This window comes from Streptomyces sp. NPDC017095, from assembly GCF_044332325.1.
In the GTDB taxonomy this organism is placed as follows: Bacteria; Actinomycetota; Actinomycetes; order Streptomycetales; family Streptomycetaceae; genus Streptomyces.
Genome location: NZ_JBIROU010000009.1, coordinates 158664 through 171621, shown reverse-complemented (window position 1 = coordinate 171621; position 12958 = coordinate 158664). Strand labels below are relative to the sequence as shown.

14 protein-coding genes and 3 tRNA genes are annotated in these 12958 nt (G+C 71.6%); 7 read left to right on the top strand and 10 right to left on the bottom strand.

Annotation, left to right across the window (positions count from 1 at the left end; translation table 11 throughout):
• Position 1 precedes the first annotated feature (1 nt).
• The 4 genes from ACH4OA_RS19750 to ACH4OA_RS19735 all read right to left on the bottom strand — a co-directional run bounded on the left by ACH4OA_RS19750 (position 2) and on the right by ACH4OA_RS19735 (position 1060).
• A complete protein-coding gene (locus ACH4OA_RS19750) occupies positions 2-454 on the bottom strand; it encodes a MaoC family dehydratase N-terminal domain-containing protein (RefSeq protein ID WP_365874337.1) in 453 nt (150 codons plus the stop codon).
• A gap of 159 nt (positions 455-613) precedes the next feature.
• Positions 614-778: a 50S ribosomal protein L33 gene (rpmG, locus tag ACH4OA_RS19745; protein ID WP_003948671.1), complete on the bottom strand. Its 165-nt coding sequence runs from the start codon at positions 776-778 to the stop codon at positions 614-616.
• A gap of 90 nt (positions 779-868) precedes the next feature.
• Positions 869-941 (bottom strand) — tRNA-Met (locus tag ACH4OA_RS19740).
• A 46-nt stretch (positions 942-987) separates the two neighbouring features.
• Positions 988-1060, bottom strand: a tRNA-Thr gene (locus ACH4OA_RS19735).
• A 1086-nt stretch (positions 1061-2146) separates the two neighbouring features.
• On the opposite strand from ACH4OA_RS19735, the gene ACH4OA_RS19730 reads away from it, so the two are divergent.
• Together ACH4OA_RS19730 and ACH4OA_RS19725 are read left to right on the top strand one after the other, a co-directional pair.
• Entirely contained in the window at positions 2147-3469 is a 1323-nt protein-coding gene (locus ACH4OA_RS19730; RefSeq protein ID WP_397969980.1) for a hydrolase, read from the top strand.
• 74 nt (positions 3470-3543) lie between these two features.
• Positions 3544-4200 (top strand): SDR family oxidoreductase, encoded by a 657-nt coding sequence (locus ACH4OA_RS19725; protein ID WP_397938333.1) that lies wholly within the window; start codon positions 3544-3546, stop codon positions 4198-4200.
• A 103-nt stretch (positions 4201-4303) separates the two neighbouring features.
• On the opposite strand, the gene ACH4OA_RS19720 is transcribed toward ACH4OA_RS19725, so the two are convergent.
• Entirely contained in the window at positions 4304-4516 is a 213-nt protein-coding gene (locus ACH4OA_RS19720; protein ID WP_365874342.1) for a hypothetical protein, read from the bottom strand.
• Between the two features lie 62 nt (positions 4517-4578).
• On the bottom strand, positions 4579-4803 hold the full coding sequence (locus tag ACH4OA_RS19715) for a hypothetical protein (protein ID WP_365874344.1): 225 nt from the start codon (positions 4801-4803) through the stop codon (positions 4579-4581).
• Between the two features lie 190 nt (positions 4804-4993).
• On the opposite strand from ACH4OA_RS19715, the gene ACH4OA_RS19710 reads away from it, so the two are divergent.
• Positions 4994-7618: a SpoIIE family protein phosphatase gene (locus ACH4OA_RS19710; RefSeq protein WP_397969978.1), complete on the top strand. Its 2625-nt coding sequence runs from the start codon at positions 4994-4996 to the stop codon at positions 7616-7618.
• Positions 7619-7689: 71 nt separating this feature from the next.
• Here ACH4OA_RS19710 and ACH4OA_RS19705 read toward each other — a convergent pair.
• Positions 7690-7770: transfer RNA gene (locus ACH4OA_RS19705), tRNA-Tyr, on the bottom strand.
• A 553-nt stretch (positions 7771-8323) separates the two neighbouring features.
• Positions 8324-8458, bottom strand: coding sequence for a hypothetical protein (locus tag ACH4OA_RS19700; protein WP_397969976.1), 135 nt, complete (start codon positions 8456-8458; stop codon positions 8324-8326).
• Between the two features lie 590 nt (positions 8459-9048).
• Between ACH4OA_RS19700 and ACH4OA_RS19695 the strand changes: the two genes are divergently transcribed.
• Positions 9049-9510 carry a GntR family transcriptional regulator gene (locus tag ACH4OA_RS19695; RefSeq protein ID WP_397969975.1) on the top strand — a complete coding sequence of 154 codons (462 nt, stop codon included), beginning with the start codon at positions 9049-9051 and terminating at the stop codon, positions 9508-9510.
• Between the two features lies 1 nt (position 9511).
• Positions 9512-10078, top strand: a complete 567-nt coding sequence (locus ACH4OA_RS19690) for an HD domain-containing protein (protein ID WP_397969973.1) — start codon at positions 9512-9514, stop codon at positions 10076-10078.
• Here the strand turns inward: ACH4OA_RS19690 and ACH4OA_RS19685 are convergent.
• The gene (locus ACH4OA_RS19685) at positions 10066-10539 is read right to left on the bottom strand and encodes an NUDIX domain-containing protein (protein ID WP_397969972.1); all 474 of its coding nucleotides are present in this window, start codon (positions 10537-10539) and stop codon (positions 10066-10068) included. The two genes, ACH4OA_RS19690 and ACH4OA_RS19685, sit on opposite strands and share 13 nt — an antisense overlap.
• A gap of 3 nt (positions 10540-10542) precedes the next feature.
• Positions 10543-11268, bottom strand: a complete 726-nt coding sequence (locus tag ACH4OA_RS19680) for an XRE family transcriptional regulator (protein WP_397969970.1) — start codon at positions 11266-11268, stop codon at positions 10543-10545.
• Positions 11269-12004: 736 nt separating this feature from the next.
• On the opposite strand from ACH4OA_RS19680, the gene ACH4OA_RS19675 reads away from it, so the two are divergent.
• Positions 12005-12274 carry a DUF6284 family protein gene (locus tag ACH4OA_RS19675; protein WP_397969968.1) on the top strand — a complete coding sequence of 90 codons (270 nt, stop codon included), beginning with the start codon at positions 12005-12007 and terminating at the stop codon, positions 12272-12274.
• Positions 12271-12951, top strand: a complete 681-nt coding sequence (locus ACH4OA_RS19670; protein ID WP_397969966.1) for a GGDEF domain-containing protein — start codon at positions 12271-12273, stop codon at positions 12949-12951. Before ACH4OA_RS19675 ends, ACH4OA_RS19670 begins: the two co-directional genes overlap by 4 nt.
• The last annotated feature ends 7 nt before the right edge of the window (positions 12952-12958 follow it).

Genomic DNA, 12958 nt, shown 5'->3' with positions numbered 1-12958 from the left:
CTCACGCCTCCCCGGCCGCGCGGGCCACCAGCTTGGTCCAGGCGGTCACGACGCGCTCGCCGGCCTCGTCGTGCACCTCGCCGCGGATGTCCAGGATGTCGTTGCCCGCGAGGGACTTGATCGCCTCGATGGTGGAGGTGACCGTGAGCCGGTCGCCGGCGCGCACCGGGCGGGCGTAGGCGAACTTCTGGTCGCCGTGCACGACGCGGCTGTAGTCCAGCCCCAGCTGCGGGTCGTGGATGACCTGCTCGGCGGCCCGGAACGTGATGGAGAACACGAACGTCGGCGGGGCGATCACGTCGGAGTGACCGAATGCCTTGGCGGCCTCGGGATCCGTGTACACCGGGTTGGTCTCGCCCACCGCCTCGGCGAATTCGCGGATCTTCTCCCGGCCCACCTCGTACGGCGTGGTGGGCGGGTACGTCCGTCCTACGAAGGACTGGTCGAGCGCCATGGCCCGGCACCTCCTGATCTCTGCTGTGGTGGGCCCAAATTAACCGGAAACCGAGCGGGGAAGGGGGCGGAGAGCCGAGGGAGGCTCGCGGACCCCTGACACGGAAAACGCCGTGAGGCCGCCCCCTCGGAAGGGGACGGCCTCACGGACGAGCCTGTTTTATCGCGTTTCGCGGTGCGCGGTGTGCGCGTTGCAACGCGGGCAGTGCTTCTTCATCTCAAGACGGTCCGGGTTGTTACGCCGGTTCTTCTTGGTGATGTAGTTCCGCTCCTTGCACTCCACGCAGGCCAGCGTGATCTTCGGGCGGACGTCGGTGGCAGCCACGTGAGTGCTCCTAAGACGAACGGATGGACTGGTTCAACGCAAGAAAGAGTAGCCGATCGAAGGACCGACCCCGCAATCGGCTACTGTCAGTAGCGGTGACCGGACTTGAACCGGTGACACAGCGATTATGAGCCGCTTGCTCTACCGACTGAGCTACACCGCTTTGATGAGATCGGCCCCCGCCTTGCGGCGGGAACCTCTCACACCAGAGCCCCAAAACGGAATCGAACCGTTGACCTTCTCCTTACCATGGAGACGCTCTGCCGACTGAGCTATTGGGGCGAGCGATGAAGACATTACACGGTCCGCCGCCGTTCGCCCAAATCCGTATCCCGCCCCCCACCGGGACCGCCACCCAGGCCACCCGGCAATCCCCCGAGCCCCATCCGGAACGGCCGCACCGCGCGCCGGGGTGAGTGGCGGGGGGAGGCGCGGAGGGCCGTGCGCGGGGCGGGTGCGGGGGCCATGCGTGGCGCGCGCGGCGCGGCGGGCGCAGGGTCCGGCGAGCGGGGCGGGACGGGCGTAGGGGTCCATGGGCGGCGCGAGCGGCGGGGCGCGCCCAGGGGCTCGCGAGCGACGCTAACCGGCGGGGCACACGCAGGGGTTGGCCTGCGGCCCGAGCGGTGAGGTGCACGCCCGTGCGCGGCGCGAGCGGCGGGACGGGCGTAGGGCATTGGTCCGCAGCCCGAGCGGCGCGGCGCCCGTGCGAGGGCCATGCGCGAGGCGCGTAGCGCGGAGCCCGCAGCGGGCCCGTGGGCGTGCGCGGCGCGGCAGGCGCAGGTCCCCCGCGAGCGGGGCGAGACCGGCGAGGCACGCGGAGAGGATTCGTCCGTGACCCGAGTGGCGGGGCGCACGTAGGGGGCCACGCGCGGGGCGGGCCGTCACGCGGCGTGCGCGGCGGGGTGCGGCGGGGTGCGGCGGGGCGCGGCCTCTGCCAGCCGAGCTGGCCATGCGTCGGGCGGGACCCGCGCAGGGGCCCGTACGCGGGGCAGGTCCCACGCAGGCGACCCCTACGCGGCGCGCGCAACACGGCGCGGCAGACGCGGGTCCCGCAAGCCGGGCGGGCCCGCGCAGGGGGCCCGCGCGCGGCGTGCACGGCGCGGCGGGCGCAGGCCCTGCGGGCCAGGCGAGGGCGGCGGGGCGGGCGTAAGGGCCCGTGCGCGAGGGCGCCGCGGCACTGGGGCGCGGCGGGCTGGGGCGCGGCGGGGCTGCCCTGGCGCGGACCACGCCGGTACGACTATTGCGCTCCTGCGCGGCTCCCGGTGCTCCCGACCCTAGGCTCGACTCGCCCTGCGTGATCTCGGGGCGATTCGCGCCCCGAACCCTCACGCCGGCCCGCCCGAGCCCCTGCCCCGCCCCTGGAGCGCGATGCCCGACAGCCAGCCGCAGCCGCAACCGCCGCCGAACTCGTCGAACTCGTCGCACTCGTCGGGGTCTTCGGACTCGTCCGGACCTTCGGGGCCCTCGGGGTCTTCGGGGCCGGCCGATCAGGGCGCCGTGCTGCTCTGCGGGGCGCGGCTCACCGACGGCCGGACCGTGGACGTGCGGCTGGGCGGGGGGCGCATCGAGGCGGTGGGCACGGCCGGCAGCCTCGCGCCGGGTCCGGCCCGGGCGGGAGTCACGCGCGTGGACCTGAGCGGCTACCTGCTCCTGCCGGCCCCGGCCGAACCGCACGCCCACGGTGACACCGCGCTGTCCGCCGAGCACCCCGGGCCGGTGTCGTACGCCCCCGAGGACGTCCAGCGCCGGGCGACGGAGGCGGCCCTGCTCCAGCTCGGGCACGGGGCGACGGCGGTGCGCGCGCACGTGCGCGTGGGCGACGTCCAGGGGCTCGGCGCCCTCGGCGCGGTGCTCCAGGCGCGGCGGTCGCTGCGGGGGCTCGCGGAGCTGACCGCGGTGGCGATGCCGCGGCTGCTGACCGGGGCGGCCGGCGCCGACGGGTTGGCGATGCTGCGGGACGCGCTGAAGATGGGCGCCTCGGCGGTGGGCGGCTGCCCGGACCTGGACCCGGATCCGGCCGGCTACGTGGAGGCGGTGCTGGAGCTGGCCTCCGAGTACGGCTCTCCGGTCGATCTGCACACGGACGCGGCCGACCCGGCCCGGCTGTCCCGGTTCGCGGCGATGGCCGGGGGCCTGCGCCCCGGCGTGACGATCGGGCCGTGCGCCGGTCTCGCGCGCCTGCCCGCCGAGGCCGCCGCGCGCGCCGCCGACCAGCTCGCGGCGGCGGGCGTGACGGTGGTGTGCCTGCCCCAGGGCGGCTGCGGCGGTGCGGACCGGCGGGGCGCGGCGCCGGTACGGCTGCTGCGCGCGGCCGGGGTGCGGGTGGCGGCCGGGAGCGGGGCCCTGCGCGACATCGCGAACCCCGTGGGCCGCGGCGACCCGCTGGAGGCGGCGTACCTCCTCGCGTCCGTCCACGGCCTGCGCCCGGAGGACGCCTACGACGCGGTGTCCGGGTCGGCCCGCGCGGTGCTGGGCCTGCCGGAGGTACGGCTCGAGGCGGGCTTTCCCGCCGAGTTGCTCGCCGTACGCGGCGACCGGCTGGCCGGGGCGCTCTCCCTGGGCTACAGCCGGATCGTGGTGCACCGGGGCCGCGTGGTGGCCCGTACCAGCGCGGTGCGCGAGTACTGCGGCTCCTCGACGGCGGCGGCGGAACTCGGGCTGCCCCGGCAGGGGCGCGGGGAGTTGTCGTGAGGGGCGGGTGACGGTCCGGCCGCGCAGGCCAACCCGTGCGGCGGTCACGGCGCTTCGGGCGTACGGTCGGAGTCATGCGCATTGTCATCGCTGGTGGTCATGGTCGGATCGCGCTGCGGCTGGAGCGTCTGCTCGCCGCGCGCGGGGACGAGGTCGCGGGCATCATCCGCACGGCGGAACAGGGCGACGATCTGCGGGCGGCCGGCGCCGAACCGGTCGTGCTCGACCTGGAGTCCGCGTCGGCGGAGGAGGTCGCGGAGTGTCTGCGGGGCGCGGGCGCGGCCGTCTTCGCGGCCGGCGCGGGCCCGGGCAGCGGGGCGGCCCGCAAGGACACGGTGGACAAGGGCGCGGCGGTGTTGTTCGCGGACGCGGCCGTACGCGCGGGCGTGCGGCGCTTCCTGGTGGTGTCCTCGATGGGCGCGGACCCGGCGCACCAGGGCGACGACGTCTTCGACGTGTACCTGCGCGCCAAGGGTGAGGCCGACGCGTACATCGCGCGCCAGGAAGCCCTGGACTGGACGATCCTGCGCCCGGGTTCGCTGACGGACGAGGCGGGCACCGGCCTGGTCCGCATGGAGGCGCACACGGGGCGCGGCGCGATCCCCCGCGAGGACGTGGCGGCCGTCCTCGCGGAGCTGGTCGACACGCCGGCGACGGCGGGGCTCACGCTGGAGCTGATCAGCGGTTCGACGCCGGTGTCGGTCGCGGTGAAGTCGGTAGCCGGGAACTGAGCCGGCCCGCCGGACCTCCAGCCGCCGGACCGTGTCGGGCCGCTAACGGTCCGCTGTCGGACCAGTCTGCTGTCGGACCGGCCCGCTGTCGGACCGTCAACGCTCAGAACAGAGGCAGCTGTCCGGGGAAGTCCGGTACGGCGTAGCCGTCCAGGGCGGGCTGTACCGCGCCCAGTTGGGCCGGCTGTCGGGACCCGGCGCAGGAGACCAGCTCGCCGCTCGCCCGCGTGCCGGGCGGGTCGTGCCGCGCGAAGCGGCCCGCGACGACGGCGATGTCGCGGTGGCACACGGGACAGGTTCTGCGGCGGGAGGACATGCCGCCAGTGTGCCCGGAACCGGCCGCCCGCGTGTCCCCGCCCGCGCGGGCGGAGGCGCGGTTCAGGTGCGGGTCTCCGCTTCCCAGCGGTCGGGACCCACGCCCCGCCAGTCGATCAGCGGCGAGTCGGCCACCTCTTCCGGTTCGATCTCCAGCCCCGCCCGGCGCAGGAACTCCACCAGGTCCCGCACGCCGTGCGCGAGGCCGAGGATCTCGCCGTCGACCCGTACGCGGCGACCGCCGGTCGGGGACGGCAGGTGCACGATGATGGGTCGTTTCCCGGCCATGGCTCCAGCATCGTCCGGACCGTCCGGGCGCGCACCCGGGCCGGTCATTCGGGCATCCCGCTACTCGTCGACAGCCGATACTCGTTCATACGTTCGATTCTAGGGGACGCCCTCGGGCGGGACGGCAACGGGCACGGCTTTTGGCGATCTCCGTCCTTTTGGTTACGAGCGTTCTGGGCACCCAGCCGGTATGGGCAGTCCTCTTCCGCCGGGAGTGCCGTCCCGGCGCCTGTCTCCGGTGCCGGAGAACGTCGCACCGGCCCGGAGGTTCGTACGGTCCGTGCTGGACGGCGTCGCGCCGGACATGGCGGACACCGCCGAGCTGCTGACGGGCGAGCTGGTGACCAACGCGGTCCTCCACGCGCGCACCGAGATCGAGGTGCTGGCCTGGGCCGCCGGGGGCCGGGTCCAGGTGCGGGTCGGCGACCACCGCCCGGATCTCGGGCTGGTGCCGCATCCCGGCCACCCCTACGCCTGTACCGGCCGGGGCCTGGTCCTGGTCGAGGAGCTGGCCACCCGCCACGGCGTGTACGGCGGTGAGGGCCGCAAGACCGTCTGGTTCGAGCTGTGGCCCGGGACACCGGCGGCACCGGCGGCACCTGCGCCCGCGTGGGAGCCCGTGGCGCCGCCCGGCCGGACCTTCTCCGTGACGCTGAACGACGTACCGTACGCCCTGTACCGGGCCGCCCAGCAGCAGTGGGAGGGGCTGCTGCGCGAGCTGGCCCTCCTCCCGCCCGCCGCCTCCCGGACCGGCGTGCGCCCGGCGGACCTGGCCGTCGCCCAGGACATGGGCAACCTCGTCAGCGCCTCCATGGCGGCGGCGCTGGAGCACGAGACGCTCGACAGCCCGACGCTCTCCCTGCGGGTGGCGTTCCCGGTGGACGCCGCGTCCCGGATGGCGACCCTGGGCCGGGTCCTCGACGTGGCCGACGCGGCGGCACAGCAGGGAAGCCTGCTCACCCTGCCGGCGCTTCCGCAGATCCGGGCCTTCCGGCACTGGCTGCTCGACCAGATCGCCGACCAGCCGGCCGGCAGGCGTCCCACCGCGTGGACACAGATCGCCGGCTCCCCGGGCACCAACCCGACGGATCTGGCGCCCTGGGACGCGCGGGAGGTGGACGCCGCCATGGTGCCGACCATCGCGGCCGACGACGGCAACCGGATCGTCGCGGTGAACAGCGCCGCGTCGAGCCTGCTGGGCTGGCCGGCGCACGAACTCGTCGGGCAGCGCCTGACCGTGCTCATGCCCGAGCACCTGCGCCAGCGCCATGTGACGGCGTTCACCTCGCTGCTGCTCACCGGCGAGTCCCGCATCCTGGGCCGTCCGATACCGGTCCCCGCGCTGCACCGGGACGGCCGGGTGATTCCCATCCGCCTCTCCATCCAGACCCAGGAGACGATCGACGGACGCACGGTGTTCGTCGCCCAGCTCGCCACGACGACCGCTCCCCCGGCCCCGCCGGACCCGCCACCGGACGGCCGGGCCGAACCGCGGCCGGTGCCGGGCCCGGTGCACCTGCCGACGGCCACCAGGAAGGTGCGGACGGTGAGCACGGAGACGGCGGCACCGGAGTGGCTGTCCCTGTTCGCCGACATCGGCATCGCGCTGACCAGCACCCTGGAGCCGGAGGAGCGGCTGCGGCGGGTGTGCCAGGTGCTGACCCGGGAGCTGGCGGACTGGTGCGTGGCGGACCTCGTCGACGAGCGCGGGCGGCTGGAGCGGATCTGCGTCGTCCACCGCGATCCCCAGGTGCTGGTCGGCGTGCACGTCGGCAGGCTGCCGCCGGTGTCCGACATCACCCAGGGTTCGCTGCCCAGGGTGCTGCGCGGTGCGGGCCCGCTGCTGGTCACCGACGTCTCGCCGCCCGGTCACCCGCGCAGCCCCTTGGACGTCCGGCAAGGGGAACTGGTGGAGCGGCTGGGCGCGAGCAGCGCCGTCGTCGCTCCGCTACGGGCCCAGCGGGAGGTCTTCGGCGCCCTGACGATGGTCCGCACCGACGAGGAGCACCCGTTCGCCAAGGAGGACGTCCCGCTGATCGCGGAGCTGGTCCGCGCCATCGCGCTCGGGGTGGACAACGCCCGGCTGCACCAGCACGCCCGCTCCAACGCCGAACACCTCCAGCGCGCGCTGCTGCCCGAACTGCCGCGCGCCGAAGGTCTGGAGCTGACCGCCCGCTACGTGCCCTCCAGCACCACCGCCGAGGTCGGCGGCGACTGGTACGACGCCTTCGTGCTGCCCAGCGGCGACATCGCGCTGGTCATCGGTGACGTGTCGGGGCACGACCTCCAAGCCGCGGTCGCCATGAGCGGCCTGCGCAACATGCTGCGCGGTATCGCCGTCGACCGCCCGGAGCCGCCCGGGGAGGTCCTGCGCCGCCTGGACCTGGCGAGCGACACCCTGAACCCGCAGTTCACGGCCACCTGTGTGTACGGCCTGGTGGAGAGCGAGGGCGGCACGGTGTGCCTGCACCACTCCTCCGCCGGCCACCTGCCGCCCCTGCTGACCACCCGGGAGGGCGACACCCGCTACCTGGACACGGGCCGGGGCCTGCTGATCGGCATGGACCCGGGCATGCCCCGCCTCTCCGCGCGCGACCCGCTGCCGCCGCACTCCACCCTGCTGTTCTTCACGGACGGCCTCATCGAACGGCGCGGGGAATCACTCGACGACGCGATGACCAGGCTCCGCCGCCACACCGCGGCCCAGGCGCGGGCCCCGCTCGACGTCTTCTGCGATGAAATGATCATCAAGTTCGGCCGCGACACCACGGACGACATCGCCCTGCTGGCCCTACGCCCCACCCCACCCGCCTGACCCGGCCCCGCCCATACGACAAGGGCCCGTGACCTGCTGTGTACGCAGGTCACGGGCCCTTGTTTCCCGTGTGGCGGCGCCAGGATTCGAACCTGGGAAGGCTGAGCCGGCAGATTTACAGTCTGCACAGCGATGACTAAGGGAGTGCTGCCTGAACAGCGGAAAGAGCCGGCATGGCGGGCTTGTGGCCCTCTTCCGTCCACTCATCGTCCATACGCCACGTACGGTGCCCCTCGCATGCCCTCCCAGTCACAGCCACCTGGGCGACGCTCGTCTCGGGACGCGGCGATCCCGTTCGGCCTTCAACAATTCGGCTGAACACTCCTGACGGCATCGTGATCGAACCCGCCACTCATGCTCCCCCTCCGCGGGCCACGCTGCGCGCCGCGCTGAGGGGCGTCAAACATTTGACGCACCGCTGTGCACAAATTACCTAGTCAGGCACCTCGGAGCGCACCAGCGCTAAATGTTTGACGCTGATACCGCTTAGAGGCAAGAGAGTGCTGCTGCACCCCTTCAGGCATGGCATGGCAATGCCTAGAGGGGTAGAGTCAGTGCTTGACCCTCAAAGTCTTGAGAGACAAGGAAGGGCCTAACGCTGCTGTCACAGCGTCAGGCCCCGAAGGGGTACAGATCACGAGCCCGGCCGACCTGCTAGCGGTCGGGCTCGTTGGTCGAGCCCTCCGCCGGGTTCGTGTCGCCTTGTCAAGACGAGAGGTACTGCACCACTTCCTTGATGACCACGGCGATCACCGGCACCCAGTCCACGACCGCCTGCCGAATCGACCGGCGGCGTCCGCACCGCGCGCAGCGACCGTCGTCGGATTGCTCCTCGGCCACCTGGTCCCTCCTTCCGTCCTCGGAGTGGCCCTGAGTACAACTCAGGGGTTCGCCTCCGGTGAGGCGAACGACTTCAAGGGACCTCTGATAGGAACCGCCTTAAGCATAGGCGGGCAAGCACGGGGCGAGGGCGGAAACGATCGCAATTCCACATCTCAACTAGAGAAGCAGATTGCGATTTGCGAATTTACCGAGACGCATCCTTGTTTCCGTTAGCTTGGCCAGTTCGACCTAACTAGGGCTAACTTCGCGCAAGTCATTAGCGATGCAAAGGCGTAACCCGGAAGACGTAGTTGCCATGTCGCCCGAGGTCAGGCACTGGGCAAGTCACCCCGCGGCCAGATAGGCACAAGACGGAGCTAACGACCGGCAGGGGAACATCCGGCAAGCACATCGCAGCTCTCCCCCCAGCGCCGTTTGCCCGACGTTACTTAGACAGCGAGCCGACAGAGGAAAACTATGTGATTTAGATCACTAAATCTGCTGCGCGTGTTGCGGCACGGACCGCGCCACACGCGGTTGAGCCCTACGCCCGGACTGAAGGACGTGCGACCCTTGATCCCGCCAGCAGTCGGCAGAGGGGAGAACGGGTGTCGGAGCAGGCCAGCCCTCGGGGGACCTTCCTGAAGGTTGCCGACTCGGTGAGGGCTCTGATCGAGGGCAATCCGGAGGTGACCGAGCTGCCGTCCCTGTCCGAGGTCATGCGCGAACACGGAGTCTCGCGCGGGGTCGCCATCCGCGCGTACGGCGTGTTGCGGCAGGAAGGTCTAGCTGAACCCACGCCAGGGGCACGCTGGCGCGTCGTTCGGTCCGAGGCGCGAGTCGACCGGCGCCCCCTCCACGAGCGAATCGCGGATGTCATCACGACTGACGGGCTTCAGGCGGGGGACGCGTTCCCGAGTGCTTCATCACTGGCCCAGCGGTTTGACGTTTCCCGCCCCACGGTGACCAAGGCCCTGGAGAAGCTGGAGGCCGCCGGCGTGCTGGCGGGGGGCGGACAGGGCAAGGTGCGGACGGTTCGCGCCGTGCCGACACGAGAGGAGCGTTCGTAGCTTGCCGACCTTGACCGAGTGGGCCTACCTCCTGGCCGAGTCCCTGCTCGCCGAACCGCTGCCGCGGCGCTGGAATCACTGTCTCGGGGTCGCCGAGAGGGCGCGCACGATCGCGCTCGTTCTTGACCAGGACGCGGACCTGCTGGAGGCTGCCGCCGTCCTGCACGACATCGGCTACGCGCCGGACCTCGCCAAGACCGGCTTTCACCCGCTGGACGGCGCGCGCTACCTCCGGGACGTTGCCGGCGCCGACAAGCGGGTCATCAACCTGGTCGCTCACCACTCCTGCGCCTGGATGGAGGCGGAAGCCCGCGGCATGCGCGCGGAGCTGGAGTCCGAGTTTCCTCGCGAGCAGGAGCACCTGAACGACGCGCTCTGCTACTGCGACATGAACACCACGCCGGACGGCACGCCCACGAACCCGATCGATCGGATCAACGAGATCACGGGGCGGTACGGGCCGGACAGCCTCATCGGGACGTTTATCCGCCGGGCCGAACCCGAGATCCTTGCGTGCACGTCCCGCGTGCTCCAACGCGTCGGCGCCGCCAAGCGTCAGCCGATGTAGGGAGCCGTACGCGCCTTGTCTTGGGCGTGCTCGATGCGGAGGCGCATCGTGGGGTGCACGTCCAGCTCCGCCAGGTCCGCTGGGTCCACCCAGCGGACCTGCGTCGTCTCGTTACTCGTGCGGAGTTCACCGCCGACCGGCCGCGCCCGGAAGCAGATGCTGAACTGCTGGCGCACCTCGCCGTCGTCGTACTGCATGACATGTCCGGGGTCCGTGTAGAGCCCGGACACGTCGACCACTTCCACCTTGATCCCGGTCTCTTCCCAGACCTCGCGCACAACGGTGTCGCTGATGGACTCGCCCACGTCGTGACCGCCTCCCGGCAATGCCCAGCGCCCGTTATCGGACCGCTGGATCATGAGCACCTGGCCGGCGTCGTTCTGGACGAAGGCGACGACGGACGGCACGACCGAGTTGGCCCGCGGGGCGTCGGGGTCGTGCAGGTAGTCGATGCGTCCCATGGTTCAGGCTCCCGTGATGCTGGCTATGTCCTGGTCGGTGACCGGGCGGGCGTTCTCCCACGTGTGATCGATGCTATTGGCGTACGTGTCGAACAATCCCCCACCTGGTAGCCGGCGGAGATGCAGAACGGGCGCCATGTAGGCACCGATGCCGTACACGTGTGGGTTCACCAGCATCTCGTCGTCGGCGCGGTAGATGGAGTTGTAGAGCGTCGAGTCGTGCAGCCGGAAGCCGATGTCCGGGTGGCTGCGCATGAGCGGGCGGTACAGATGCAAGGCGTTGCGGATCTTGCCGTCCATGATCTGGTGGCCCTCGTCAATGCCCCGTTGCCGGACGGCCGCGCAGCCAGGGTCACCGAGCAAGATGCGCACCTGGGCCCCGGCCTCCACCTTCGCCTTCAGCAGGTTGTGGAAAAGAGGGTCCTCCGAGAGAAACAGTCCGGAGTACACGAGCACGTCCAAGTGCCGCTCGGCGCGGCCGTACAGCTCTCGCCACAGCCCCGGCGGAACGGTGTGCCGGTGCGGGTAGACGGTCGCTATCTCGGCCTTCGTCAGATCCGTCGCGCTGTCGACGGTCCGGCCGTCTTCCCATAGCGTCGTCACGTCGACCTTGAGCACGGCCGCTGTCGCGTACTGGTGGCGCCGATACGGCACCTTGTCCTGCGTGATCCAGCGTTCGACCGTCTTCGGGTTGACCTCGATCGCTTCAGCGAGGCTCTGCACGGTCATGCCCCGGGCAAGAAGGGCCGACCGTAACCGCTCGTTCGACATCTGCACCCCCGTTGGGATGTCTAGGGACTTCTTGACCGTAGCCAGAAGTCCCAGAGCTGTCCACGCTGGTGGTAACGAACTCCCCTGACCTGCGGCGATTCTGAGTGTGCGCCAAGAAGTCCCGGCGCGAGACCAAGAGGTTCCGCCGGCCCACTTGACGGACCCTCATGCAGTACCTGTAAAACAGGTACTGCACAGCCGAACGCAACAACTCGGCTCGGCGGCTTCATGCCGCATGCGCAGAAGGCGGGGACGCTGCAATCCCGCTGAAGGCCAGGCAGAACAGGGTTTCGGCCCGTACTGGCGAGGTGGCCCGGCGACCGCGAGCAACGGCCGGAGAGTGGGGACGCGGTCCCCCTTGCAGTGCTTGACCCCTTTTGACCCTCGGATGATGAGGTGCCCAGTGCACCAACGAAGACTTTGGGCGCCGCCGCGACGGACCGGCCGGCGGGCGCCAGTACGTCGTGGGTGATTCCTCGCCTGCGGCCGATCCGGTCCGTTTCTCCCTGCCACCGCGGCGGCTAGCGCTGCGGCCGGTTGCCTCCCTCGCCTGTCCGGGCCCGCGTACCGCGTGGCGTCCGTACGGGCGGGGCGTGGGGAGCCGGATCTTCCGACTTCAACGGCGCGCGGCTCCGGTGCTGGAACACCGGAGCCGCTGTTCGGGCCGTTCACCCTTGGAGAGGAACCACGACCCATGGACCTCATCGTCACACTTCAGGACGCTGTTACTGCGTTCGAGGACTGGCGGGAGCCCACCAGCGCGGAGCTGGACGCGATCGAGCAGGAGATGCCGCTGATCCTGGCGGACGTCGACCTGCTGGACGCGCAGATCATCACCCTGGACCGCACGCCGACCGAGCTGGACACCCGGCGTCTGCGCCGCGCGTTGACGCGGGTCCTGAACGAGCGGGCGGCCGTGGCCAACCGCACGGCCGCGGCGAACCAGCCGGTGGGTGCGGCATGAATGACCTGCTTGCCATGCTGTCGGCCGCGGGACCGCTGGCCGGCGGGTGGGGTATCCACGGGCTGTGGATGCGTCGGTGCGTGTCGGCCGCGCGGCGGGACCCGCTGTCCGGGCTGTGGACGCGGGCCCCGTTCGAACGGCGCGCTGCCCGGCTGCTGGCCCGCAACCCGCACACGGCGGTCGTGCTGGTCGACCTGGACGGCTTCAAGGCGCTGAACGACACCTTCGGGCACGCCGCGGGAGATGCGGCGATCCGTTTCGTGGGTGGCAGCTTCGTCGGCGCGCTGGCCGGACAGCACGGAGCGGTTGCAGCTCGTCTCGGTGGCGACGAGTTCGCCGCCGTCGTGCCGCTGGCCGACCCGGTCTCACTGCCGTGGCTGCTCAGCGGCCTGCACGGCGAGATCGCCGCCCCGTTCCGCCACGGCGGCCGTGACCTCGTCCTCGGAGCCTCCATCGGCGCCGCCCTGTCCAGCGACCTTTTCCCGGATGTCCGCCGCGCGGGCCCGGAGTCGCTGTCGGTCCTGCTGCGGCTGGCGGACGAGGCGATGTACGCGGCCAAGCGCACCGGCGGCGGCTGGAACTACCCGGGTGCCACCGAGCAGCGCTGCACCACGGCGGCCGGCCGCCGCGCGGGACGCCCCGGCACCCACATCGCGCACCGTGGGGAGGCGGCGTGATAGCGGA

Coding starts and splice junctions, on each gene's coding strand:
- ACH4OA_RS19710 (WP_397969978.1), top strand. CDS start 4,994: ATGGGCAGTCCTCTTCCGCCGGGAGTGCCGTCCCGGCGCCTGTCTCCG.
- ACH4OA_RS19675 (WP_397969968.1), top strand. CDS start 12,005: ATGGACCTCATCGTCACACTTCAGGACGCTGTTACTGCGTTCGAGGAC.
- ACH4OA_RS19670 (WP_397969966.1), top strand. CDS start 12,271: ATGAATGACCTGCTTGCCATGCTGTCGGCCGCGGGACCGCTGGCCGGC.
- ACH4OA_RS19715 (WP_365874344.1), bottom strand. CDS start 4,803: ATGGCCGGGAAACGACCCATCATCGTGCACCTGCCGTCCCCGACCGGC.
- ACH4OA_RS19680 (WP_397969970.1), bottom strand. CDS start 11,268: ATGACCGTGCAGAGCCTCGCTGAAGCGATCGAGGTCAACCCGAAGACG.
- ACH4OA_RS19730 (WP_397969980.1), top strand. CDS start 2,147: ATGCCCGACAGCCAGCCGCAGCCGCAACCGCCGCCGAACTCGTCGAAC.
- ACH4OA_RS19725 (WP_397938333.1), top strand. CDS start 3,544: ATGCGCATTGTCATCGCTGGTGGTCATGGTCGGATCGCGCTGCGGCTG.
- ACH4OA_RS19720 (WP_365874342.1), bottom strand. CDS start 4,516: ATGTCCTCCCGCCGCAGAACCTGTCCCGTGTGCCACCGCGACATCGCC.
- ACH4OA_RS19685 (WP_397969972.1), bottom strand. CDS start 10,539: ATGGGACGCATCGACTACCTGCACGACCCCGACGCCCCGCGGGCCAAC.
- ACH4OA_RS19750 (WP_365874337.1), bottom strand. CDS start 454: ATGGCGCTCGACCAGTCCTTCGTAGGACGGACGTACCCGCCCACCACG.